22 protein-coding genes are annotated in these 23,165 nt (G+C 43.0%); 4 read left to right on the top strand and 18 right to left on the bottom strand.

The genetic code is table 11. The features are described 5' to 3' along the window. Nucleotides 1-19 precede the first annotated feature (19 nt). Nucleotides 20-2,005, top strand: a complete 1,986-nt coding sequence (locus tag PY04_RS04480) for an IGHMBP2 family helicase (RefSeq protein ID WP_048055990.1) — start codon at nucleotides 20-22, stop codon at nucleotides 2,003-2,005. Here the strand turns inward: PY04_RS04480 and glmM are convergent. From glmM to PY04_RS04415, 14 genes are all read right to left on the bottom strand, one after another. Then, nucleotides 1,994-3,364 carry a phosphoglucosamine mutase gene (glmM, locus tag PY04_RS04475; RefSeq protein WP_014733975.1) on the bottom strand — a complete coding sequence of 457 codons (1,371 nt, stop codon included), beginning with the start codon at nucleotides 3,362-3,364 and terminating at the stop codon, nucleotides 1,994-1,996. The two genes, PY04_RS04480 and glmM, sit on opposite strands and share 12 nt — an antisense overlap. Before the next feature lie 42 nt (nucleotides 3,365-3,406). Next, the gene (locus tag PY04_RS04470) at nucleotides 3,407-4,804 is read right to left on the bottom strand and encodes a mannose-1-phosphate guanylyltransferase/mannose-6-phosphate isomerase (protein WP_014733974.1); all 1,398 of its coding nucleotides are present in this window, start codon (nucleotides 4,802-4,804) and stop codon (nucleotides 3,407-3,409) included. Beyond that, entirely contained in the window at nucleotides 4,801-5,532 is a 732-nt protein-coding gene (gene mpgP / locus PY04_RS04465; protein ID WP_014733973.1) for a mannosyl-3-phosphoglycerate phosphatase, read from the bottom strand. The genes PY04_RS04470 and mpgP overlap by 4 nt, the downstream gene beginning before the upstream one ends. Next, on the bottom strand, nucleotides 5,529-6,713 hold the full coding sequence (gene mpgS / locus PY04_RS04460; protein WP_014733972.1) for a mannosyl-3-phosphoglycerate synthase: 1,185 nt from the start codon (nucleotides 6,711-6,713) through the stop codon (nucleotides 5,529-5,531). Before mpgS ends, mpgP begins: the two co-directional genes overlap by 4 nt. A 214-nt stretch (nucleotides 6,714-6,927) precedes the next feature. After that, a complete protein-coding gene (ilvD, locus tag PY04_RS04455; protein WP_014733971.1) occupies nucleotides 6,928-8,583 on the bottom strand; it encodes a dihydroxy-acid dehydratase in 1,656 nt (551 codons plus the stop codon). Beyond that, complete coding sequence (gene cimA / locus PY04_RS04450) at nucleotides 8,552-10,150, bottom strand: citramalate synthase (protein ID WP_014733970.1); 1,599 nt, start codon at nucleotides 10,148-10,150, stop codon at nucleotides 8,552-8,554. Before cimA ends, ilvD begins: the two co-directional genes overlap by 32 nt. Then, nucleotides 10,137-11,198 carry a 3-isopropylmalate dehydrogenase gene (locus PY04_RS04445; RefSeq protein ID WP_014733969.1) on the bottom strand — a complete coding sequence of 354 codons (1,062 nt, stop codon included), beginning with the start codon at nucleotides 11,196-11,198 and terminating at the stop codon, nucleotides 10,137-10,139. The genes cimA and PY04_RS04445 overlap by 14 nt, the downstream gene beginning before the upstream one ends. Next, nucleotides 11,195-11,689 carry a 3-isopropylmalate dehydratase small subunit gene (gene leuD / locus PY04_RS04440; protein ID WP_014733968.1) on the bottom strand — a complete coding sequence of 165 codons (495 nt, stop codon included), beginning with the start codon at nucleotides 11,687-11,689 and terminating at the stop codon, nucleotides 11,195-11,197. Before leuD ends, PY04_RS04445 begins: the two co-directional genes overlap by 4 nt. Beyond that, entirely contained in the window at nucleotides 11,686-12,957 is a 1,272-nt protein-coding gene (leuC, locus tag PY04_RS04435; RefSeq protein ID WP_014733967.1) for a 3-isopropylmalate dehydratase large subunit, read from the bottom strand. Before leuC ends, leuD begins: the two co-directional genes overlap by 4 nt. A 1-nt stretch (nucleotide 12,958) precedes the next feature. After that, nucleotides 12,959-14,458, bottom strand: coding sequence for a 2-isopropylmalate synthase (locus PY04_RS04430; protein WP_014733966.1), 1,500 nt, complete (start codon nucleotides 14,456-14,458; stop codon nucleotides 12,959-12,961). A gap of 37 nt (nucleotides 14,459-14,495) precedes the next feature. Continuing rightward, the gene (gene ilvC, locus PY04_RS04425; RefSeq protein WP_014733965.1) at nucleotides 14,496-15,485 is read right to left on the bottom strand and encodes a ketol-acid reductoisomerase; all 990 of its coding nucleotides are present in this window, start codon (nucleotides 15,483-15,485) and stop codon (nucleotides 14,496-14,498) included. A gap of 11 nt (nucleotides 15,486-15,496) precedes the next feature. Then, the gene (gene ilvB, locus PY04_RS04420) at nucleotides 15,497-17,188 is read right to left on the bottom strand and encodes a biosynthetic-type acetolactate synthase large subunit (RefSeq protein WP_048055988.1); all 1,692 of its coding nucleotides are present in this window, start codon (nucleotides 17,186-17,188) and stop codon (nucleotides 15,497-15,499) included. Between the two features lie 80 nt (nucleotides 17,189-17,268). Continuing rightward, nucleotides 17,269-17,406: a hypothetical protein gene (locus PY04_RS09650; protein ID WP_167884980.1), complete on the bottom strand. Its 138-nt coding sequence runs from the start codon at nucleotides 17,404-17,406 to the stop codon at nucleotides 17,269-17,271. Nucleotides 17,407-17,559: 153 nt separating this feature from the next. Further along, nucleotides 17,560-17,946 (bottom strand): hypothetical protein, encoded by a 387-nt coding sequence (locus PY04_RS04415; protein ID WP_014733963.1) that lies wholly within the window; start codon nucleotides 17,944-17,946, stop codon nucleotides 17,560-17,562. A 347-nt stretch (nucleotides 17,947-18,293) separates the two neighbouring features. Here PY04_RS04415 and PY04_RS04410 point away from each other — a divergent pair, with 347 nt between their 5' ends. Genes PY04_RS04410 through ndk form a run of 3 tightly spaced genes read left to right on the top strand, consistent with a single transcriptional unit; the run spans nucleotide 18,294 to nucleotide 20,956 of the window. Then, nucleotides 18,294-20,213: a helicase C-terminal domain-containing protein gene (locus PY04_RS04410; protein ID WP_014733962.1), complete on the top strand. Its 1,920-nt coding sequence runs from the start codon at nucleotides 18,294-18,296 to the stop codon at nucleotides 20,211-20,213. After that, nucleotides 20,203-20,511: a hypothetical protein gene (locus tag PY04_RS04405; RefSeq protein ID WP_014733961.1), complete on the top strand. Its 309-nt coding sequence runs from the start codon at nucleotides 20,203-20,205 to the stop codon at nucleotides 20,509-20,511. Before PY04_RS04410 ends, PY04_RS04405 begins: the two co-directional genes overlap by 11 nt. After that, nucleotides 20,471-20,956, top strand: a complete 486-nt coding sequence (ndk, locus tag PY04_RS04400) for a nucleoside-diphosphate kinase (RefSeq protein ID WP_014733960.1) — start codon at nucleotides 20,471-20,473, stop codon at nucleotides 20,954-20,956. Before PY04_RS04405 ends, ndk begins: the two co-directional genes overlap by 41 nt. On the opposite strand, the gene PY04_RS04395 is transcribed toward ndk, so the two are convergent. The 4 genes from PY04_RS04395 to PY04_RS04380 are packed head-to-tail and all read right to left on the bottom strand — an operon-like array spanning nucleotide 20,957 to nucleotide 23,156. Continuing rightward, nucleotides 20,957-21,604 carry a hypothetical protein gene (locus tag PY04_RS04395; RefSeq protein WP_014733959.1) on the bottom strand — a complete coding sequence of 216 codons (648 nt, stop codon included), beginning with the start codon at nucleotides 21,602-21,604 and terminating at the stop codon, nucleotides 20,957-20,959. It abuts the gene before it with no gap. Then, the gene (locus PY04_RS04390) at nucleotides 21,605-21,898 is read right to left on the bottom strand and encodes an iron-sulfur cluster assembly protein (RefSeq protein WP_048056211.1); all 294 of its coding nucleotides are present in this window, start codon (nucleotides 21,896-21,898) and stop codon (nucleotides 21,605-21,607) included. Continuing rightward, nucleotides 21,888-22,880, bottom strand: coding sequence for an ArsA family ATPase (locus tag PY04_RS04385; RefSeq protein WP_048055987.1), 993 nt, complete (start codon nucleotides 22,878-22,880; stop codon nucleotides 21,888-21,890). Before PY04_RS04385 ends, PY04_RS04390 begins: the two co-directional genes overlap by 11 nt. A gap of 9 nt (nucleotides 22,881-22,889) precedes the next feature. Next, nucleotides 22,890-23,156 carry a hypothetical protein gene (locus PY04_RS04380; protein ID WP_014733956.1) on the bottom strand — a complete coding sequence of 89 codons (267 nt, stop codon included), beginning with the start codon at nucleotides 23,154-23,156 and terminating at the stop codon, nucleotides 22,890-22,892. Nucleotides 23,157-23,165: the final 9 nt, after the last annotated feature.

Here is a 23,165-nt window from a genome sequence, read left to right as displayed (position 1 = left end):
TAGGGTATCACCGGTGAAGATGAGCCTTATTGGTTTTATAAACAAGCTTAAGGAACTTGTTGAAATCGAGAGAGAAGCTGAAATCGAGGCAATGAGGTTAGAGATGAGAAGGCTTAGCGGAATTGAGAGAGAAAGAGTTGGGAGAGCAATACTAAATCTCAATGGAAAGATCATTGGAGAAGAGCTCGGATACTTTCTAGTCAAGTACGGCAGGAATAAAGAGATAAAAACGGAGATAAGTGTGGGAGATTTAGTAGTAATAAGCAAGAGAGATCCCCTAAAAAGTGATCTAGTAGGAACGGTCGTCGAAAAAGGCAAGAGGTTCATTACAGTTGCACTAGAAACAGTTCCAGAATGGGCACTGAGGAATGTTAGGATAGACTTATACGCAAACGACATAACTTTCAAGCGGTGGCTTGAAAACCTCGAAACAATTAAACGGGCTGGAAAAAGAGCCCTGAAGTTCTATCTCGGGATTGAAGAACCCTCAGAAGGTGAAGAGATTAAATTTGAGCCTTTTGACAAGAGTTTAAATTCAGCTCAGAAGAAGGCAATCTCCAGAGCTCTTGGAAGTGAGGACTTTTTCCTGATCCATGGACCCTTTGGAACAGGGAAAACGAGAGCGTTAGTGGAACTAATAAGACAGGAAATAAAAAGAGGGAACAAAGTTCTAGCAACAGCCGAAAGCAATGTAGCTGTTGATAATCTAGTTGAGAGACTTGCAAGGGAAGGGGTAAAGATAGTAAGGGTTGGTCATCCAAGTAGAGTATCTAGAGAGCTACACGAAACAACACTCGCCTACTTAATAACTCAACACGAACTCTATGGAGAACTGAGAGATCTCAGAGTCGTTGGACAAAGTTTAGCCGAGAAAAGGGACACGTATACAAAGCCAACACCCAGGTTCAGGAGAGGGCTTAGTGATGAGGAGATAATAAGACTTGCAGAGAGAGGAAGGGGAGCTAGGGGCCTCTCTGCGAGATTAATAAAGGAAATGGCAGAATGGATCAAACTTAATAAACAGGTGCAAAAAGCCTTTGAAGAGGCAAGAAAGCTTGAAGAGCGAATAGCCAGGGACATAATTAGGGAAGCAGATGTAGTTCTGACAACAAACTCGTCAGCTGCCTTGGAAGTTGTTGACTACGCAAAGTACGATGTTGCAATAGTAGATGAGGCAACTCAATCAACAATTCCAAGCATACTAATCCCTCTAAACAAGGTAGATAGGTTCATCCTAGCCGGCGATCACAAGCAATTACCCCCAACGATTCTAAGTCTAGAAGCCCAGGAACTTTCAAAGACACTATTCGAAGGGTTGATAGAGAGATACCCATGGAAGAGCGAAATGCTGACTATTCAGTACAGAATGAATGAGAGAATAATGGAATTCCCAAGTAAGGAGTTCTATGGAGGGAAAATAAAAGCCCATGAAAGTGTAAAGAATATAACCTTAGCAGATTTAGGCATCAAAATTGAAGAAGAAAACTGGAAAGAAGTACTAGACCCGAAAACTGTCCTGGTTTTTATCGATACTTCAAAACTTGAAAATAAATGGGAAAGGCAGAGGAGAGGGAGTGAGAGCAGGGAAAATCCACTCGAGGCCAAGATAGTTGCAAAAATCGTGAAAAAGTTACTGAATGCTGGAGTTAAGCCAGAATGGATCGGAGTTATAACACCATATGATGACCAGAGAGATCTGATTAGTATGAGCGTTCCAGAAGAAGTTGAGGTTAAAACCGTTGATGGGTATCAAGGAAGGGAAAAGGAAGTTATAATACTCTCATTTGTCAGATCAAATAAAAAGGGGGAGATAGGATTTCTGAAAGATTTGAGAAGGTTAAATGTTTCTCTAACAAGGGCCAAGAGAAAGCTTATAATGGTTGGTGATTCTTCCACATTGTCTTCTCATGAAACTTACAAGCGGATGATAGAGCACGTTAGGAAGTATGGAAGGATAATTGAGGCAGAGGAAATAATTAAATTAAGTGAAAGTTCAGGCCTCTAGGGCTTTTTCAAGAAGCTCTAATCCTAAGTTTAGATACTCTTCCGCCTTTTCCTCGCTCTTTGCTTCGCTGAATATTCTTATTATTGGCTCAGTTCCACTTGCCCTAACCAGAACCCACCCATCTTCGAATATTATCTTTGCACCATCAGTAGTATCTACAGTATAACCTCTCTCTTTTGCCATTTCAGCAACTTTGTTGACAATTTTGTACCTGTCCCCCTCTACATGCCTCTTGGTCTTTATTTGATAATATTCAGGCAACTCATCTATAAGCTCACTGAACTTCTTCCCGCTCTTTGCGAATATCTCAACTATCTTTGCCACGGTCATTGCTCCATCCCTTCCAAGAACATGGTCTGGGAATATTACTCCACCGTTTTCTTCACCTCCTATGGTCCCGTTGTGCTCAAGAAGAGCCCTTGCAACGATTAGATCTCCAACCTTAGTTCTGAGAACTTTCGCATTGTTTCTTTTAGCTATGTCGTCAAGAAGGTTAGAGGTAGCAACTGTAGTTACCAGAAGACCCCCTCCATTTTCTCTGAGAACAGCATCTGCAACCAAGGCAAATGTTTTATCCCCTTGGATAAACCTGCCCTTTTCATCAATGAAAACTGCCCTATCTGCATCTCCGTCCTGGGCCACTCCAAAGTCGGCTCCAAGCGCCTTAACGATCTCCATAAATCCTCTCAAGTTTTCTTCATTCGGTTCAGGATTTCTTGCTGGGAAATGTCCATCTGGGTGAGCGTTAACGCTCACAACTTTACATCCAAGTTCTCTGAGCAGATAGGGTAGAGTCAAGCTTCCAGCACCGTTAGACGTGTCAACAACCACAAAGGGTCTTCTTTTCTTTATCGCTTCAACATCGACTTTGCTCTTTATAGCCTCGATATAGGGCTTTATTATGTCCTCTCTTCTAACTTCTCCAATTTCATACCACTTAGCCCTATCGAAGTCTTCTTTAAAGAAGAGTTCCTCAACAATTGCTTCCCTCTCTTTCTTCAGCCCCATCCCATTAGGTTCCAAAAGCTTTATTCCGTTGTACTCCGGAGGATTATGAGAGGCCGTGATAACAGCTCCACCGTCTGCGTTGAAATATTTGGTTGCCCATTGAACTGCCGGTGTGGGAGCTATGCCAACATCTATTACATCACAGCCAACGCTGAGGAGGCCACTTATCAAGGCATTTTTGAGCATTTCCCCACTGACTCTTGTATCTCTACCAACAACCACTACCGGCTTTTTCCTTCCCTCTCTTTTTAGCATTGTCCCAAATGCCATCCCAATCTTCATGGCGAATTCTGGGGTTATCTTTTCGTTTGCTATCCCCCTCACTCCAAACGTTCCAAAGAGCTTCCCCATTTTATCACCCCCAGTGAATATTGAAAAGAAAAGTTAAAAAGTCTAGTCCCTTCCGTAGTCGTCTTGAAGCCTGACTATGTCATCCTCCCCAAGATATTCTCCTATTTGGGTTTCAATTACTTCCAAAACTACTTTTCCTGGGTTCTCCAGCCTATGCACGACTCCTGCCGGAATAAAGGTGCTCTCTCCAGGCCTCAGAATGAACTCCTTGTCCCCAACCCTAACCTTAGCAGTGCCCCTAACAACTACCCAGTGCTCACTCCTGTGATAGTGCAGCTGGAGAGAAAGCTTCTTCCCAGGTAATACAGTTATTCTCTTTATTTTGTACCTCTCCCCTTCCTCTAAAACCGTATAGCTTCCCCACGGCCTGTATGCGGTTCTGTGCACTATTGCTCTCTCGTCATTTTCCTCCTTAAGCCTCCTGTAGACTTCCTTGACTTTTTGGGTTTCTCCCCTCTTTGCAACTAGAAGTGCATCGCCTGTATCGACTATTATCAGATCTTTAACTCCAACGGTTGCCGTTAGCCTCTCCGTTAAAATAAGGTTGTTCTTTGAGTCAATGTTTATGTACTTAGCCTTAAATCCACTAACCCTGACGGCATTACCACTTTCATCTTTTTCTAAAGCCTCATATACTGCGTCAAAGCTTCCCAAATCATTCCAGTATGTGTTTAGAGGCACGACGGCGGCTTTTTCAGTTTTTTCCATAATTCCATAATCAACACTAATCTCCGGTGCAAGCTCATAAACCTCTTCTATGTTTTTTCCATCCTCAAATGCTCTAACTATCTCTGGAGAGTGCTTTTTGGCTTCTTCCATGAAAACAGAGGTTCTAAACATGAACATTCCGCTGTTCCAATAATATCCACTCTCCACATATCTCTTTGCCGTTTCTAAGTCTGGTTTCTCCTTGAACTCGTCAACCAAATAACCCATGAACTTCCCATCGATACTTATCTTTTCTCCGGGTTTTATGTATCCATAGCCTGTGTGAGGCCTTGTGGGCTTTATTCCGAAAGTTACCAAGTACTTTTCGGCAAGCTTTTCCGCCTTCCTGAAGGCTTCTATGTACTCATCATTCACCTCAATTGCATGGTCGCTGGGGAGGACTGCAACAACTGAATCACCGAAGTAATCTTCTATCGTCTTAAGGCCCCAGTAAATTGCTGGAAGAGTATTCTTGCCAATTGGCTCTAAGAGCACGTTTTCTTCGGGGATGTTAATCCCGATTTCATTAAGATCATCAAAAACCCTGAACTTGTACTCCTTATTTGTTACTATAAATATCTCCTTCGGCTTTGAAAATAGAAGAGCCCTCTCAACTGTTCTCTGAAATAGGGATCTGTCTGTAAATACTTTTATGAACTGCTTTGGAAGAAGTTCTCTGCTTAGGGGCCATAATCTAGTCCCCTTACCTCCAGCAAGTATCAGCGTTTTCATTCTATCACCTCCAAAACTTCTTCAATTGACGAAACATTTTCAGCTTTTTCATGCCTAAGCTTACCTATCAAAAACGCCCTATCCACTACATCAAACATAGGAAAGTCATTCTCTCCGTCCCCTACTGCATAGCTGATAATTCTTCCTATTCTTCTATACATATCTAGAACTACCTGGGCGGCTTTTCCCTTGTTTGAGTTTCCGTGAACTGAGTAAAATCTGCTACCCATTGTAACATTAAACCCCCTGCCTTTTAAGATCTCTTGCCATCCCTCTTTGGCCCATGTAAAAATTGTCTCACTATATTCCCTCTCCATTGCTAGGGGGACTAAATCTAGGGGCATTTTTGTAAATTCTGCAATTTCTTCTTTAGTAGAGTTGCCATAATACTTAAGACCATAACTACTCTCAAGTTTTCTTAGCTCGCTTCTTATCATCTCAACTCTCGTCCCAAGCTCTATGACAATATGCTTTTCCGTTTCTCTCCCTTCCACCTTAAATGGGAAGTATCCCTTAGGAATGTATATTGCACTTCCGTTTTCCGTTATGAAGGGAGTCTTGATGTCCAGAGCTTTCCTATAATATTCTTGTTCCGCCCTAGTTTTTGAAGAGTTAAAAATTATCTCATATCCCCTCCTCTTAAGTTCCTCAATTATGGGTCTTGCAGGATCTGGATCATATTCCGGAAGTAATGTTTTGTCAAGATCAAGAAATATAATTCTAATCATATCTCAAACCTCAGGAGTGTTTCTGCATTGTCCTCAACTATCTCCATCCACTCTTTAATTGGGATGTCCTTTATGGGTCTCATTACTCTAGGCTTCGGTGGCTCCTCTCCCTCTTTTAGAATCCCATGCTCTATGAGATCGCTAAGAATTCTTCTCTTCAAACTTTCAGATGCCAGCTTGGAATGATATATCGTTGCTAAGCTTAGAAGTATCATCTCTTTAACATGCTCCTGTCCCTTATCCTCGTGGAAGTGTGGATTCAATGTTTCTATCTGGAATATTTCAATCCCCTGATCAAACACATCCTTGAACTCTTCGACCCCTTCCCATTTTCCAAACCTTTCTAAAAGGTAGACTACTTCGTAAGGCTCAATGGAGTATCCAGTAGAGAACGGGAGCATTTCGGCAAGTTTCATTGTCATCGCGTGCTCTCCGGCATTGCCAGTAACCATGATAGTAGTCTCAAATGCTGTCTGCTCGCTTATAAGCATGTTAAGATAATGGTTCGTTATCTCGCTGACTCTTCCCCACTTTTTGAAGTACAAAGTTCCCTTTGTCACCTTTGGCTTGTGCCTCCAGTGAAGTCTGACCATTGCATAGTCGCTCTCGCTCATTAGAAAGCCCGCAGCGTAATCCTTCACATACTCGTTGACAGAGCCAGGAATGTAGTTATCTGCATCCACGAACCCAACATACTCAGCCCCAATAGCCTTTGCTAAAAGTATTCCTATAAGCATTCCTTCTCCTTTACCGCTTCTGATGTTACCCTTTTCATCAAGAATATCCGTATATCCCACCTCCTTAAATGCCCTTGCTAGTCCAGGATCCTTCTGATGAACCATTATAACTTTAGAGTGTGTTAAATTGTAAAAATGCCTTACTAAATCAACTTCCATCTTGTATCTGTTGGGACCCTCTCTTTTGCTGTTTGAGACTATGATTATTGGACACTTATGGGGAATAGCCTTAAGAACGCCGTCAACAAGGTGAAGCTTCTCATTCTTCATTGGGACTACAACTGCCATTCTCCCAAGTGTATCATATATTTTCTCCCTAGGGATGTTAGTAATTGTATATATTGGGACTTCTTCAGTCTCAGTGTCCATCTTTATGACTTTTTGGAGTTCATATATTGTTACAGCTCCAAAGATTTCCTTGTAAACAGGAGCTTCCAGAAGCATTCAACCACCCGAAAATTATTAGGGGATAGGGATATATAAATGCTCTTCTCTCTCAGTTATTTCTCTAAAAGTTTGCCTTCCAAATTTCTCGATGGAGATTTGAAATTTCAGATAGTTTTTCATAAGTCTTAATTTCATAGAGCAAAAAGTTCAAAAAAGATATTAGAATTTGAAAAAACAAAATTAGTTTCATTTACGAGAGATGTTGGAAGAGTTACTCTCTATACACGGCCCCCGTATTAGAAGATGTCACAAGGAGAGAATACCTTTTCAGATACCCTTTGAGAGGTTTCATCTTTGGCTTCCACTCTCTCCTTCTTCTTTCAAGTTCCTCCTCGTCAACAAGCAAATCCACCCTTTTGGCTTTTAAATCAATTCTTATAATGTCTCCATTCTCTACAAGCGCTATTGGCCCTCCCTCGGCGGCCTCTGGTGATACGTGACCTATTGAAATTCCTCTCGTTGCTCCTGAGAACCTTCCATCCGTTATTAGGGCAACGTCCCTATCAAGGCCCATTCCCGCTATTGCCGATGTTGGTGTTAGCATTTCCCTCATACCTGGGCCACCCTTTGGTCCCTCATATCTGATAACAACCACGTCTCCCTTTTCAATTTCACCTCCAAGTATTGCCCTCGTTGCATCTTCTTCACTGTCGTAAACTTTTGCAGTTCCCTCAAAGTGCTCTATCCCGCTGACCGCTGATATCTTTATGACTGCTCCCTCTGGCGCTAGCGATCCCCTTAGGATCATTATTCCTCCCCTTGGATGGTAGGGATCGGTAATAGGCCTTATCACATCATTCCTAGCAACAAAGGCTTTCTCAAGTAGCTCCTTAACTTTCTTCATTGTCACCGTGATTCTGTCTTCGTGAATTAGTCCCTTTTCAGCAAGCCTCTTCATAACACCAAGTATGCCTCCTGCCTCATATAGGTCGAGAACAAAGTGTTTACCTGCGGGGCTAAGTTTCGCTAGAGTGGGTGTAATTTCACTAATTCTGTCAAAGTCGTCAAGGGTTAAGTCAACTCCTGCCTCGTGAGCTATGGCCATTAAATGAAGAACAGTATTCGTTGAGCCGCCTAGTGCCATATCAACTGCTATAGCATCTTCAAACGCCTCTCTTGTCATTATCTCGCTCGGCCTTATATCATTTTCAACGAGCTTGACTATCTGCATTCCTGTCTCTTTTGCTATCCTGATTCTGTGGGCATATACGGCAGGAGCCGTTCCATTCCATGGCATTGAGACACCCAATGCCTCTGTTAAAGCGTTCATAGTATTTGCAGTAAACATCCCTGCACAGGATCCACAGCCAGGACAGGCGAAGTCCTCTAAAAGCTTTAACTCTTCCTCACTCATTTTTCCAGCTTTTACAGCCCCAACAGCCTCAAATACTGTTTTAACATCGACATATTCTCCCCTGAATCTGCCGGGAAGCATTGGACCTCCAGAGACAAATATCCCCGGTATATCGAGTCTAGCCATTGCCATGAGCATTCCAGGGATTATCTTATCACAGGACGCTATCATAACGATGCCATCGAAGTGATAAGCCTGCGCAACTAGCTCAACGCTGTCTGCAATTAGTTCTCTCGACGGAAGTGAATACCTCATTCCGGAGTGATTCATCGCTATTCCGTCACAAATTCCAATTGTGTTGAACTCAAGAGGTGTTCCTCCGGCCATCCTTATTCCTGCCTTGACGGCATCGGCTATCCTTCTCAAATGAACATGCCCTGGTATCAGCTCGTTGAAGGAATTCGCTATTCCTATTAGAGGCCTGTCTAATTCCTCGTCTGTTAATCCCATAGCCTTAAAAAGAGATCTGTGAGGAGCCCTTTCAATGCCCTTCTTTACCACATCGCTTCTCATTTTTATCACACTCCTTCATAAGCCAGTACTCCATACTGTCTATTATTGCGTTTAAGCTTGCCTCTATTATGTTTGTAGAAGCTCCAACGGTACCCCAGCTTCTCTTCCCATCACTTGTCTGAATGAGAACCCTAACTTTTGCCGCAGTTCCCTTCTCACTTCCGAGAACCCTAACCTTATAATCCACCAGCTTTATCTCCCTCAACTCCGGGTAGAATTCAGTGAGTGCCTTCCTTAATGCAAGATCCAGAGCGTTAACAGGGCCGTTACCCTCAGCTGCCGTGTGAACCCTTTTGCTGTCCACCTTAACGACGACTGTTGCCTCGGATATTGGCTGTTGTCCTGGGAGGATCTCGCTTATCACTCTAGCCCTTTCGAGCTCGAAAAATGGTTTGTATCTACCTCTTATCTTCTCTACTAAAAGCTCCAGTGATGCCTCAGCGGCCTCAAAGTGGTAGCCTAAAAACTCAAGTTCCTTTATCTTCTTAACTATTTCTTGAAGATGCGGATCGTTCTCGTCCAGGTCAATGCCGAGTTCCCTAGCCTTGTATATGAGGTTGCTTCTTCCTGAAAGCTCTGAAACAACAACCTTCCTCCTATTGCCCACAAGCTCCGGATCTATGTGTTCGTATGTCCTTGGATTCTTAAGAACTGCCGAAACATGAACTCCTCCTTTGTGAGCAAAGGCACTATCCCCAACGTAAGGCTGGTTTCTGGGAATCTCCATGTTAGCCAGCTCAGCGACGAAATATGCGAGTTCCTTAAGCTTTCTCAGCTTTTCTTTTCCAACGACTTCGATTCCGTACTTTAGCTCCAATGCAGGTATTATGGAGATTAAGTTTGCATTTCCACATCTCTCTCCATATCCGTTTATTGTCCCTTGTATCTGGATCACTCCCGCCTCAAATGCCATTAAAGAGTTGGCAACAGCCAGCTCAGAATCGTTATGGGCATGTATTCCAAGCGGAACTTTTATCTCTTCCCTAACCCTCTCCACAACCTGCTTAACGAAGGAAGGGAGAGAGCCACCATTGGTATCTGCAAGGATTATCCTTTCAGCCCCAGCTTCCTCAGCGGCTTTTATTGTTTGCATGGCGTATTCTGGATTCGCTTTATAACCATCAAAGAAGTGTTCTGCATCGTAAAAGACTTTCATTCCGTGCTCTCTAAGATACTCTATTGAGTCCATTATCATCTGCAGATTGTTTTCAAGGGTTGTTCTTAAGGCATCTGTAACATGAAGATCCCAGCTTTTTCCGAAGATTGTTGCTATTGGGGCCTCAGAATCAACTAGAGCGTTTAAGTTGGGATCTTCTTCTGGTCTAAGTCTGGGTCTTCTAGTACTTCCAAACGCGGCTATTTTGGAGTTCTCTAATGGAAGATCTTTGACAGCCTTAAAGTACTCTATATCTTTAGGGTTTGATCCCGGCCATCCTCCTTCTATGTAGTGAATGCCGAATTCATCAAGTTTTTGAGTTATCTTAAGCTTATCCTCAAGCGAGAAGCTTATCCCCTCCATTTGGGCGCCATCCCTCAAGGTAGTATCGTAGAGCTCAACCCTCCTCATCCCACAACACCTCTAAGGCCTCAACTACCGCATCTCCAACTTCATTTGTCTTCAAACTTCCACCCAAGTCAGGGGTAACCTTATTTTCTTCTATAACTCTAGCAACGGCTTTTTCTATCATATGCGCGGCCTTATCCAATCCTAAGTGCTCGAGCATTAGGGATGCCGTTAGTATTGCCGCAAGAGGGTTAGCTATTCCCTTCCCCGCTATGTCTGGAGCTGATCCGTGAACAGGTTCAAACATTGAAACTCTTCCCGGATGTATGTTTCCTGAGGCCGCAAGACCCAATCCTCCAACTATTTCCGCCCCAAGATCCGTGAGAATATCACCAAACATATTCGGAGTAACTACGACCTCAAAAATCTCGGGAGAGCGGATCATTTTCATTGCCATGGCATCTACGTAGTAGTGATCAGTCTCTATCTCGGGGTAATCATTTGAAACCTCTGCGAAGACCCTCTGCCAGAGGTCGTGTGCATAGGTAAGGACGTTCGCCTTGTCAACAAGTGTGACTTTCTTTCTCCCTGTTTTCTTTGCATATTCAAACGCGAACCTTACTGCTCTTTCAACACCATATCTTGTGTTTATCATTTCCTGAATTGCCACTTCCTGGGGAGTTCCTCTCCTGAGAAAACCGCCAGCTCCCGCATACAATCCTTCAGTATTCTCCCTCACAAAGATCATGTCTATTTTCTCTTTCCCTTTTATTGGAGTGAGCCTTGGATGGTAGAGCTTCACAGGCCTTAAGTTGATGTAAAGGTCAAGTGAAAAGCGAAGCTTCAGTAATATTCCGTGCTCCAGAACTCCAGGTTTGACCCTGGGGTCTCCTATTGCCCCGAAGTATATTGCGTCGAAGTTCCTGAACTCTTCAATCGCCCAATCCGGGAGTGTCTCACCTGTTTTTAGATAGTGATCGGCCCCAAAGGGATATTCCTGAAAGTCAAAGCTAACATTAGCCAGTTGCTCAATTTTTTTCAAAACTTTGAGACCCTCAGCGACTACTTCCTTGCCTATTCCATCCCCAGGAATTACAGCTATTTTTATCATTTTGCCAACCTCCTTTTTGTCCACTCAATGAGTCCTCCAGCTTTTATTATCTCCATAACGAAGTCAGGGAATGGATTTGCATGATAGACTTCTCCCTTTGTTAAATTCCTTATTTCGCCCGTTGAGAAGTCAACTTCAAGCTCGTCTCCGGTATCAATTCTGTCAACGGCCTCAGGAGCCTCGAGAATTGGTAATCCTATGTTGATTGCATTTCTGTAAAATATTCTTGCAAAGCTCTTTGCTATTACACATGAAACTCCAGCAGCCTTTATTGCAAGAGGAGCGTGTTCTCTAGAGCTTCCACACCCAAAGTTTTCTCCTGCCACTATTATGTCTCCAGGCTTCATCTTAAACCTGAACTCTGGATCGAGATCCTCCAGAACGTGCTGAGCAAGTTCTTTGGGATCTGAGGTGTTTAGATACCTAGCAGGGATTATGACGTCTGTATCAACATGATCCCCATACTTCCATGCCCTCCCTCTAACCTTCATTTTACCACCTCCTCAGGAGAAGCTATCCTTCCAAGGACAGCAGAAGCAGCCGCAACGTATGGGTTTGCAAGGTAAACCTCGCTCTTTGGGTGTCCCATTCTTCCTACAAAGTTTCTGTTTGTTGTGGAGACTGCCCTCTCCCCAGAAGCTAAGACTCCCATATGGCCCCCAAGGCATGGGCCACAGGTGGGAGGTCCAATGACAGCACCTGCTTCAAGAAATATTTCCAGAAGACCCTCTTTTAGTGCCTTCCAATAAACGCTTGGCGAACATGGGATTATGATTAACCTTACCCAGGGGGCAACTTTTTGACCCTCAAGGACTTCAGCCGCCATTCTAAGGTCTTCTATCCTTCCATTAGTACACGACCCTATGAAGACCTGGTCAATTTTTATGTCCATTTTAGCGGCCTTGCTTATGGGAACCGTGTTCTCTGGGAGATGAGGAAATGCGACCTGGGGCTCTATATTTTCAACCTTGTATTCAATAACCTTATAGTACTTAGCATCTTCATCACTTCTGTAAATCTTCCAATCCCTCTGAGCCCTTTCTTTTACGTATTCTATCGTTTTCTTATCTGGTTCAATTATCCCCGTCTTTGCACCCGCTTCTATAGCCATATTTGTCATTGTCATTCTCTGCTCTACGGATAACTTTTCTATCACTTCACCACTGAACTCCATAACCTTGTAGAGAGCTCCATTAACACCAATGTCCCCTATGGTGTAAAGGATTAAGTCTTTGCCTGTAACCCAGGGTTGAAGATCTCCTTCGTAGACGAACTTCATAGTTTCTGGAACTCTAAACCATGCCTCACCAGTAGCCATTGCAACAGCCAAATCAGTACTCCCCACTCCAGTTGCAAATGCTCCCAGTGCACCGTAGGTACAGGTGTGGGAGTCTGCTCCTATGACAAGATCCCCTGGAAGCACTAAGCCGAGCTCTGGTAAAAGGCAGTGCTCCACACCAACGTTTCCTCCCTCGAAAAAGTACTTTATCCGCTGTTCCCTTGCAAATTCTCTAGCAAACTTACACTGCTCGGCGGCTTTTATATCCTTATTTGGGGTAAAATGATCGAGGACTATTGCTATTCTCTCAGGATCAAATACCCGCTCAACCCCAAGCTCTCTGAATTTTTTAATAGCTAGTGGAGTTGTTACATCGTTGCCAAGCATAAAATCAAGCTTAGCCATCACTATTTCTCCCGGTTTAACTTCTTCTTTTCCGGCGTGTTCAGCTAAGATCTTTTCAGCAATTGTCATGCCCATTTTACCACCTCCTTATCCTATTAATTGCGTTGAGATAAGCCTGAGCGCTCGCTTCAATAATATCAGTACTAAGCCCCCTACCAACGTAGATCTCCCCATTATGCTCAACTCTAACGAGAACCTCTCCAAGGGCATCTCTACCTGAAGTTACAGAGGTTACACGGTATTCCTTAAGCTTACAATCCAGCCCCAGGGCTTTATTTATAGCCGAGAATAGGGCATCTATAGGACCATTTCTTGACCATGACGCCTCTATTTTTTCACTCCCATTCCAGTAAACCCTAACGGTTGCCGTAGAGATTTTCCCTGATGTAACGTGGAGCACTTCAACATGATACTTTTCTCTCCCCTTACCAAGCTCTTCCTGTATTATTGCCTCTATATCCAAATCGGTGAGACCTTTCTTCCTATCTGCTATCTCTTTGAACTTCGCAAAGGTCCTCTCAAATTCTTCCTCGCTCAATTTGTATCCAAGCTCCTCGAGCTTCTTTCTAAATGCATGCCTCCCCGAGTGCTTTCCAAGGATTATTTTGCTTCCAGAGAAGCCCAGCTTCTTTGGATCGATTATCTCATAAGTTGTCCTCTCCTTAAGGACTCCATCTTGGTGAATTCCTGATTCATGGGCAAATGCATTCGCACCAACAACTGCCTTGTTTGGAGGAACTTCTATCCCTGTTAGGTGAGCAACAAGTCTGCTTGTCCTTGCAATTTCGCTCAAGTTTATCCCAGTCTCCACTTTGTAGAAGTCTTTCCTGGTGTCCAACGCTACAACTACCTCTTCAAGGGCTGCGTTACCGGCTCTCTCTCCTATCCCATTTACCGTTACCTCAACTTGATCTGCCCCAGCTCGTATAGCGGAGAGTGAATTCGCCACTGCCAGGCCAAGATCATCATGACAGTGAACGCTTATTGTAACATCCTTCAGATTGGGGATGTTCTTTTTCAGGTATCTGATAAGCTCGTAGAACTCCTCGGGGGTTGTATATCCAACGGTATCTGGGACGTTTATGGTAGTTGCCCCCGCCTCTATTACTGCCTCATAAACTTCCACTAGAAAGTCCCAGTCGCTTCTTGTTGCATCCTCCGCTGAGAATTCTATATCATCTGTGTACTTGGTAGCATATTCAACCGCTTCAACCGCCAGTTTTTTGACTTCTTCAGGACTTTTTCTGAGTTTATACTTCATATGAATAGGGGATGTCGCTATAAAAGTATGAATCCTCTTATTTTCGGCATCTTTAAGGGCTTCTCCTGCCCTATCAATGTCCTTTTTCACAGCCCTTGCGAGAGCCGCTATAGTTGGCCCCTCAACTTCTCTCGCTATCCTCCTAACGGCCTCAAACTCACCTGGGGATGATATAGGAAATCCAGCCTCGATTACATCAACGTTAAGTCTTGCAAGCTGTTTAGCTATCTCAACCTTTTCCTCAACAGTCAGGCTAACACCCGGGGTCTGCTCTCCATCTCTAAGGGTCGTGTCAAATATCTTTATCTTCCTCACGATTTAACCCTCCAAAATTGAAAAGAAGGGAAGAGATTCACTTCTCGAGACCACTCATCTTTCTGATGAACTTTCCAACCCTCTCTATCTCATGCTCCTCAATGGGCTTCATGAGTTCTTCAAGAACTTCCTTGGCCCTATCCGCCTTGGCAATCCATTCTTTTGCAAATTCACCGCTCCTGACTCTCTCAGCAGCCTTTCTCATATTTTCCTTGACATGATCATCAATAACCATAGGACCAACGGTAAGGCCTCCATACTTTGCTGTGTCTGAAACAGCCCTTAGCATTCCTGTAAAGCCCCTTTCATAAATGAGATCCATAATCAGCTTGGCCTCGTTGCATGCCTCAAAGTATGCCAGCTCTGGTGGATACCCCATTTCCACTAAGACTTCGAATCCTTTCTTAATCAACTCTATAAGGCCGCCGACAAGGACTATCTGCTCCCCTATGAGATCGCTTTCAGTCTCATCCTTGAATGTTGTTTCTATGACTCCTGCTCTAGTCGCTCCTATGGCCTTGGCCATTGCTAGGGCAAGCTCTTTGGCTTTTCCTGTGTAGTCTTGATGAACTGCAATCAGCGCTGGAACACCGAACCCTTCAAGGTAAGTTTCCCTCACTCTTCTTCCCGGGCTTTTTGGAGCTACCATTATGACATCGACGTACTCCGGTGGAACTATCTGCTTGTAGTGGATGTTAAAGCCATGGGAGAAACCAAGAGCCTGTCCCTCTCTAAGGTAGGGCTCAATTTTTTCCTTGTAGACCTTTGGCTGAACGAGATCTGGAATGAGTATGTGCACGATGTCAGCCTTTTGAACCGCCTCCTCAATGGTGTAAACTTCAAATCCATCCTCCTTAGCTCTCTTCCAGGAATTTCCATTTGGTCTCAGCCCGAGTATCACGTGAACTCCTGAATCCCTCATGTTTTTGGCCTGTGCTTCTCCTTGGCTTCCATACCCTATTACGGCCACTGTCTTGTCTTTCAGTATGTCCATACTAACTTCATCGTCGTAGTATACCTTCACCATCTTTCAACACCTCAATAGCGCGTTACAACGTTTGAAATGTGCTCTCCCGGAGGAACCATTGGCAGAACGTCATCCTCCGGGTGTATTGGGACATCTATAACGGTAGGAACATCAGAATTCATTCCTTCCTTAACAGCCCTTATCAGCTCATCCATAGTTTCTGCCCTAAACCCATTCGCTCCGTAAACTTCTGCAAGCTTTGCAAAATCAGGATTCTTAAAGTAAGTTGCAACGTACCTCCTGTTGTAGAACATTCTCTGCCATTGTGCAACCATTCCTAGAGATGAATTGTTCAGTATTATCACAATTACTGGAATATTCTCGTTTACAGCTGTAGCTAGCTCTCTTTCTGACATCATGAAGCTTCCGTCTCCCGCTATATCAACGACTACTTTATCGGGCTTTGCGACCTTTGCACCTATAGAGGCCGGGAATCCAAAGCCCATTGTTCCAAGGCCGCCGGAGGTTATGAAAGTTCTTGGCTTTAGAATCGGGAAGAATAGTGCTACCCACATCTGATTTTGACCAACTTCCGTTGCCACTATTGCATCCTCTGGTAGTATCTTCCTGAGCTCTTTCAATATCTCCGGGGGCCTCAGATAGTTTCCATCAATCGGAACAAGCTCCTCCTTGTATTTCTCCTTGAACTCCTTAACTTTTTCTAGCCATGGCCAGCTCTCTCTCTTTTTAACTCTCCTGATTATTTCGCTGTATATTGCTCTGAGAACCCTCTTAGCATCTCCAATTATTCCCAAATCAACTTTAACATTCTTTCCAACTTCCTTGGGGTCTATATCTATGTGGATTATCTTAGCGTTTGGAGCAAAGTTTTCGAATTCACTCACAGTTCTGTCGCTCCACCTCATTCCAACGGCAATTATTAGATCTGTCTCTGGCAACAGTTTGTTTGCTGCTATCTTACCATGCATCCCTAGGTTCCCAACGTATAGCGGGTGGTTCTCGGGAACCGCACCCTTTCCCATAAAGGTGGCCATTATCGGTATCAACAGGTACTCTGCTATTGCAAGGACTTCGTCTGTTGCACCTGACCAGACCACTCCCCCACCAACTATAAATACAGGCCTTTCTGCGGAAAGTATCATATCAACGGCCTTTTTGACTTCCTCTGGGCATGCATCCAGCTTTGGAGGTCTCCATGGTGTTACATACTGAGAAACATCGACGTCGAAGTTCATTTCAGCTTCCCCAGTTTGGGCATCTTTTGGAAAGTCGAGCAATGTTGGGCCCGGCCTTCCCAAAGTAGCTATTGTAAAGGCCATTTTTACGGCCTTTGGAACTTCCTCAGGCCTCTGTATCTGATAGTTCCACTTCGTTATTGGTTTGGTTATGTTTATTATATCCGTCTCCTGGAAAGCCATCTTCCCTACCATGTAGGTCGGAACTTGACCAGTTATTGCCACTATTGGAGAAGAATCCATGTATGCGGTTGCTATTCCCGTTACAAGATTTGTTGCCCCTGGTCCTGATGTCGTTATTGCAACCCCTGGTCTCCCTGAAACTCTCGCATATCCATCAGCTGCATGTGCTGCTCCCTGCTCGTGCCTAGTGGTTATGTGCCTTATATCGCTGTCCAGCAACTCGTCAAATACAGGCATTATGCTTCCACCTATTATACCAAACGTGTGTCTCACGCCCTGCTTTTCCAGGGCCTTTACCAACGCTTTCGCACCCGACATTTTCATAGAGACCACCCCCATAGAGTTTGGTTCCAGGAAAAGACCCAGAGAGGAAGAGAGGAGAGGAAACGGCATTTGATAATGCCTCAGAGAAGAATAATAAGTCCAATAATAATGGAAAGCAGTACTAAGAGAGCAACAGTGTATTCCACACTACTTGTCAATGTGAAATCAACCTTCGCCTCATATTTTCCAGCATCATTACTGTATTTCATCATATTCATCAAAGGTCTTGGAGCTACATACATGTATAAAAAATTTTCCATAATTTTGTTGAATATTTGACATTTTATATAAATTATAACAAACTGGAGAAAACACATTTGATAGAAATTTTAAAAGTGAGAACAAAAATCTACAACAATTTGACAAATTCTTCAATATCTGTCCATCATATTTCTCAAGATTGTGTCATAGAGGAAGTCATCACTAACCATATCCACGATCGTATAGAACTCCTTCTTGCCCTCACTCTCCTTTTTTTCCTCAACTCTAAGTACCTTGTCTTCTCTAGAGGCTGCCCATTTCACCATCAGAACCTTGCTTCTACCACTCTTCTGAGCCTCTAAAACGGCTACCCCATAGCTTGCAGGGCTCCACCAGTTGGCCTTAAAGTTTACTTTCCAACCCTGCTTTTTCAGGAATTCTTCGAAATCCTCCATTATTCTCGTTGGAGATTCTCTAGTCTTCACTGTCACTGCCACCCACTGGGCTCCATTCTCCATCGCTTCAACCACCACCTTTTTCATGGCCTCGAACTCCATACGACCCCACCCCCAAAGTTTTTATCATGGAGACAAACCGAACCCCAAAAGATGAGGGGTTCGAGTGATGGTAATTTGTCACTTCACAAGATAAGAAGGACTAGAATTATGACAAGTAACTTAATGATTTCAAAATATTTAGCTGTCATTAAATTAAATCTGTCTTTAGTCATCGTCATATTCCTCATCGAGAGAATAGAAAAACACTCCTAATATTTAAATCTTTCGCTTCTGTTCATTTATAGCCACATGTCCACATGTGTGCTCTATCTTATACATTGACGTATGTAGACTATATAGTCTCGGTAGGTTTTTGAGAGAATTTGGAGAAACTCCTCCTGATAGAGATGCTCGAGTACTTTCCCTATAAATCACTCAGACCAAATCAGAAAGAATTCATTGAATTAGTTAGGGAAAGCGTGAAAAAAGGAGAAAGCCTAATAGTCGAGGCCCCAACAGGCTTTGGCAAAACAATCAGCGTTCTTGCTGGAGTTTTACCCTATGCAATTTCCTTCGGGTATAAGGTTATATATCTTGCCAGAACTCACAAACAGATGGATAGAGTCATAGAAGAGCTTAAAGCAATAAGAAGCGTTGCACGAGTTAGCGGAGTTGAGTTTAGAAGCAGAAAAGACCTCTGTCTCCACAGCTATATCCAAACCTTTGCTCAAGATGCATACACAAGTATGATCGTATGCAAAAGTCTGAGAAAGCTCGGAAAATGCCAGTTTTTTGAAAATATAAAGAGCAAAAAAGAACAAGTCAAGGAGATCATAGAATTTTTCCTCGAAAGACCTTCATTTCCAAGCGAAGTCCTTGAGTATTCTCAACTGCTGGAACTTTGTCCATACGAGATAACAAGGAAAGTTGGAGAAAAAGCTAACGTAATAGTGGCCAGCTACCTCTACATGATAAACCCATGGATAAGACAGGCCTTTATGGACAGTCTGGGAGTTGATTACTCTGATTTAATAATAATATTCGATGAAGCACATAACGTTCCCGATCAGGCTATCTCCGCCCTAAGTGACAGGTTAAGTGTAAGAAGTATCGAAAGGGCTATTAAAGAGGCCCATGAGTATGGAGAAGATGATATAGAGCAGTTTCTCTTAGTATTCCTCAAAGGCCTAGAGATAATATACAACAAAAGACTTGAAAATTACGAAACCCCAGAAGTCCCCCTAAAGCCAGAAGAAATCTTTGAGCATCCACTCTTTATTTTAGGATATTCAAGCAAAGACCTCGTGGAGATTATAAACTATATGGTCGAAATTGGAGACGCAATAAGGGAGGATAAAATTGAAAGAAACCTTCCCCCTAGAAGTTATGTGGGAAGGGTAGGGGAGTTCTTATGGAACTGGCTTTCTCTGGCAGGAAGGGAGGATTATCTCCACTTATTCAGCAGGGAAAGAAACCTTGCTTTGGAACTAGTGGCTTTAGATCCTTCAGTTGCCCTAGATTTCCTTAAAGAGGTTCATTCTGCAATATTTATGTCGGGGACACTAACACCCCTAGAGGCTTTTAGGGATATAATCGGTGTGGAGGCAAAGACCAAGAAGTTCCCGAGAATGGTAAAGTCAGAAAATGCAATAGTTCTAGTTGCCAGAGACGTTTCAACGAGAGGAGAGGAAAGAAGCCCCTCATTATATAAGAAAATTGCCGAGTATATCCTCGAAGCCGTAAGCATAATTCCAAAGAACGTTGGGGTATTTACGGCATCATATGAAGTCCTTGAGGGGATTTTGAGCACCAACGTTCACATTAAAATCGAGGAAGATATTGGAAAGAAGGTGTTCATTGAAAAGAAAGATGCAACATCAAGAGAAAATGATGCAATGATTGCAGAGTTTAAAAAAGAGGCTAAAAAAGAAGGAGCAGTTCTTTTTGGAGTCATGGGTGGAAGGAACAGCGAAGGACAGGATTACTCGGGAGATGAAATGAACGGGGTTGTCTTAGTTGGCATACCCTATGCTAGGCCAACTCCAAGGGTCCAGGCCCAAATTAGATACTTTGAAAAGAAATTCCCGGGGAAAGGAAGATATTACGGATATATACTCCCAGCTCATAGAAAGCTTGCTCAAGCCGCTGGAAGAGTTCATAGATCCGCCGAGGAGAGAGGAAGCATAGTAATCCTCGATTACAGAGCTCTATGGAATAATGTTAAAAAAGACCTTCCCGATTGGATTGTTGAAACGATGCAACCAGTAACGTTACCCCTAATGAAGATAAAGCTTAAAAGATTTTGGAGGCTTGGAAATGAGCATTAAGGAGGCATGGAAAGTATTAAATGATAAAAATAAGGCCGTTGAGATAGTGATTATAATTTTGGAAACACTATTTATAATGTGGTTCACGACTGCCTTCTTGTATCAAAATTACCTGCTTTACAAATGGCACAGAGGCCTACCCCTTCCCTCAAAGTTCCCTTTCCTTGTAGTTGGAATATCAGGAGGGCTAGCATTCTTCCTTTACAGGATGGATAATTTAATTAAAGCAAGCAGAGAAAATAAGATTGGTGTTGCTGATGGAGGAAGTAGAGAGGACACTAGTGATAATCAAGCCTGATGCCGTTGTAAGGGGACTCATAGGGGAGATAATAAGCAGATTCGAAAAAAGAGGGCTCAAAATAGTCGGAATGAAGATGATATGGATAGATAGGGAACTTGCAGAGAAGCACTACGAAGAGCACAAGGGAAAACCATTCTTTAATGCCTTAATAGAGTACATAACCAAGGCTCCAGTTGTTGTTATGGTCGTTGAAGGAAGATATGCAATTGACGTTGTTAGGAAGATGGCAGGAGCCACTGATCCAAAAGATGCCGCCCCTGGAACCATTCGAGGAGACTACGGCCTTGACATTGGTGATGCAATATACAATGTAGTTCATGCGAGCGATTCAAAAGAAAGTGCTGAGAGAGAAATAAACCTGTACTTTAAGCCAGAAGAGCTCTTCGAGTACTGCAAAGCTGCAGATTGGTTTTATAAGGAGAAGAAAAGAGCGGAGTGTTAACTATCTCTTCATATTCCTTGGAAAGTTCCTGACAAATCTAAGCACATTTTTCACATCTTCTTCTATTGTTTCAGGTTCAGGTTTCATGAAAACATAAATCACGTTTGTTTTTGGAACTATTGCGACATGCTTCACATTCTTAGTGTTCGAAAAGCTCTGAAGGAACTTCATAACTTCTTCCACATCTTCTCTATTCTCATAGAGTGCTTCATATTTTATTCCATTAACTTCAAATGTTTCCCTAATCAGCTCAATTTCTCTCTCTATCTTCGGTTTCATCCTAAAGTACCCCTTTTGCAACAGATGAACCTCTCTGAGTATTTCAAAGGTTGGCCTCACGACTATGTAAAGCTTGTCATGCCTGCTTATTAGGAGAGAGATTGGGAAGTATAGGATACTGTGCCTCGGTAGTAAGGTTAAGGTGTACTCAAACTTTAGTATATCCTTGTCATCAAGTTTATAAAGCCCTCTGAATCCAACATATCCTCCAAGCCAAACGTAGTCCTTGTCTTTTGGCTTCACAACATCTTCTATTGCCCTAAGATAGTGTTGCATTAGCATTAGGTTCAACCTTCTTCCCTTATAGAACTGGAGTGATGTAATACCTGCAAGCAACATAAGGATCAATATCACGCTCGAAAACTCCATCTATACCTCCTCCAGAGGGTAGTATCTTTGAAGCGTTGTATCATCTATAACCTCAACTTCTTCAAACTCCTCCTCAAGTATCCTTCCAATTTCTCTTGCTATCTTTGCTTGAACCGGCCAAGTTATCGCCATTGCAAATGGTCCTGGGGGAGTATACCTGGCAAACGCAACGTAAATTACAACCTTCCTATCCTCCACTATAACTTTCGTTACCAAGCCCTCACTTACTATGTCAATTCCAGTAAAAGGATTTACGACATTCCTAAGTTTATCAATGACCTCTTTAACCCCCAACAACTATTTCTCCCACCTTTCTCAGCCATTCAAGTCCTCTTGGCTCCTCTTGGAACATTGGGATTTTAACAAAATCTAATCCCCTGAAAATTTTCTCTGCTTCCTCAAGAACCCTCCTTTGAGCTTCTATTTTAACCCTAATTTCAGGAACCTCTCTTTCAAGCTCTATCACCTTATTTACGACAACCATTCTCATTGGAATTTTGAACTTCTTTAGACTATTGTAGGCCCTTTCCATCTCATATAAAGGAAGCATTTCAGGATTAATGACGCCAACGACAGTTGCCTTTCTTGGGTTTGTTATAACGCTCTCGACGAATTTTATCTCTTCTCTATAGGATTTTAACTCCTTCATTACCGCGTCTTCTTCCTCTTTTGTTGGGAGCTTAATTTCCTCCCCATCTACAACGAACTTTTGCTCCCCATGTATCTTCTCTATTACCTGCCTCCTCTCGAGGATTTTTCTTCTTATATCAATCAGCTTATCAGCCCAAATCAACGATATCTTTGGCAATGCTAAAACTCTGAGTGTCAATCCCGTTGGTGGGGTATCAAAAAGAATAACATCCCATTTATCCCCCTCAAGGAGTATCTCCCTAATTGCCTCCAAAGTTGCATACTCTTCAATTCCCGGAGAATAGCTTAAGACCTCAAAGTACTTCTCCAGATTTATAACTGTTAGATACTTGTACATGTTCTTTAGGTTTTCTTCAAGGTGCTTCAGATATGCCCTTATCAGTTTCTCCATGTCAAGCTCACTCGCATATAAGTTCTCAATTATTTTCCTTGGTTTATCATTGAGCTTTTCCATGAGAACGTCTCCAAGGTTGTGAGCTGGATCAAGAGATATCAGGAGAGTTTTGTATCCTTCCTCGGCAAGCTTTATACCGAGGGCACCACTTATTGTAGTTTTTCCAACTCCCCCTTTCCCAATGACAAATATGACCCTAAACCCATCCTGAGGTATTAAATAGTCTCTCATACAATCACCTCAGTCTATATCAAACATTCCAGCTATTTCCCCAAAGATGTCGTCAAGCTCAACTGCCCTCTGTTGCATTACCTTGATTTCCCTAACCATATAGGGCATTATCCTCATCACAAGTGTCGTTGGAGGAGAAGGTATTCCAATGAAAGAGCCCATTAAAACAAGGGCGAACATGTTTTCAAGCTCTCTAAGCTCGAACTCTATGTACTCAGTTGAACTTTGCTTAAAATACCCAAAGAATCCCTTCAGGAACTGCTTTATTGGTTCCATTTCAACACC

Origin of the sequence: Pyrococcus sp. ST04, assembly GCF_000263735.1 — an archaeon.
Lineage (GTDB): Archaea > Methanobacteriota_B > Thermococci > Thermococcales > Thermococcaceae > Pyrococcus.
Note: the sequence above shows the minus strand (reverse complement) of the source record. Positions and strands in the feature narration are given on the sequence as shown.

Coding starts and splice junctions, on each gene's coding strand:
- ndk (WP_014733960.1), top strand. CDS start 20,471: ATGGAGGAAGTAGAGAGGACACTAGTGATAATCAAGCCTGATGCCGTT.
- ilvC (WP_014733965.1), bottom strand. CDS start 15,485: ATGGTGAAGGTATACTACGACGATGAAGTTAGTATGGACATACTGAAA.
- ilvB (WP_048055988.1), bottom strand. CDS start 17,188: ATGAAAATGTCGGGTGCGAAAGCGTTGGTAAAGGCCCTGGAAAAGCAG.
- leuC (WP_014733967.1), bottom strand. CDS start 12,957: ATGGGCATGACAATTGCTGAAAAGATCTTAGCTGAACACGCCGGAAAA.
- cimA (WP_014733970.1), bottom strand. CDS start 10,150: ATGAGGAGGGTTGAGCTCTACGATACTACCTTGAGGGATGGCGCCCAA.
- ilvD (WP_014733971.1), bottom strand. CDS start 8,583: ATGAGAAGCGATGTGGTAAAGAAGGGCATTGAAAGGGCTCCTCACAGA.
- PY04_RS04395 (WP_014733959.1), bottom strand. CDS start 21,604: ATGGAGTTTTCGAGCGTGATATTGATCCTTATGTTGCTTGCAGGTATT.
- PY04_RS04415 (WP_014733963.1), bottom strand. CDS start 17,946: ATGGAGTTCGAGGCCATGAAAAAGGTGGTGGTTGAAGCGATGGAGAAT.
- PY04_RS04385 (WP_048055987.1), bottom strand. CDS start 22,880: ATGAGAGACTATTTAATACCTCAGGATGGGTTTAGGGTCATATTTGTC.
- PY04_RS04470 (WP_014733974.1), bottom strand. CDS start 4,804: ATGAAAACGCTGATACTTGCTGGAGGTAAGGGGACTAGATTATGGCCC.
- PY04_RS04410 (WP_014733962.1), top strand. CDS start 18,294: ATGCTCGAGTACTTTCCCTATAAATCACTCAGACCAAATCAGAAAGAA.
- mpgP (WP_014733973.1), bottom strand. CDS start 5,532: ATGATTAGAATTATATTTCTTGATCTTGACAAAACATTACTTCCGGAA.
- PY04_RS04405 (WP_014733961.1), top strand. CDS start 20,203: ATGAGCATTAAGGAGGCATGGAAAGTATTAAATGATAAAAATAAGGCC.
- mpgS (WP_014733972.1), bottom strand. CDS start 6,713: ATGCTTCTGGAAGCTCCTGTTTACAAGGAAATCTTTGGAGCTGTAACA.
- PY04_RS04480 (WP_048055990.1), top strand. CDS start 20: ATGAGCCTTATTGGTTTTATAAACAAGCTTAAGGAACTTGTTGAAATC.
- glmM (WP_014733975.1), bottom strand. CDS start 3,364: ATGGGGAAGCTCTTTGGAACGTTTGGAGTGAGGGGGATAGCAAACGAA.
- PY04_RS04445 (WP_014733969.1), bottom strand. CDS start 11,198: ATGATAAAAATAGCTGTAATTCCTGGGGATGGAATAGGCAAGGAAGTA.
- PY04_RS04380 (WP_014733956.1), bottom strand. CDS start 23,156: ATGGAACCAATAAAGCAGTTCCTGAAGGGATTCTTTGGGTATTTTAAG.
- leuD (WP_014733968.1), bottom strand. CDS start 11,689: ATGAAGGTTAGAGGGAGGGCATGGAAGTATGGGGATCATGTTGATACA.
- PY04_RS09650 (WP_167884980.1), bottom strand. CDS start 17,406: ATGAATATGATGAAATACAGTAATGATGCTGGAAAATATGAGGCGAAG.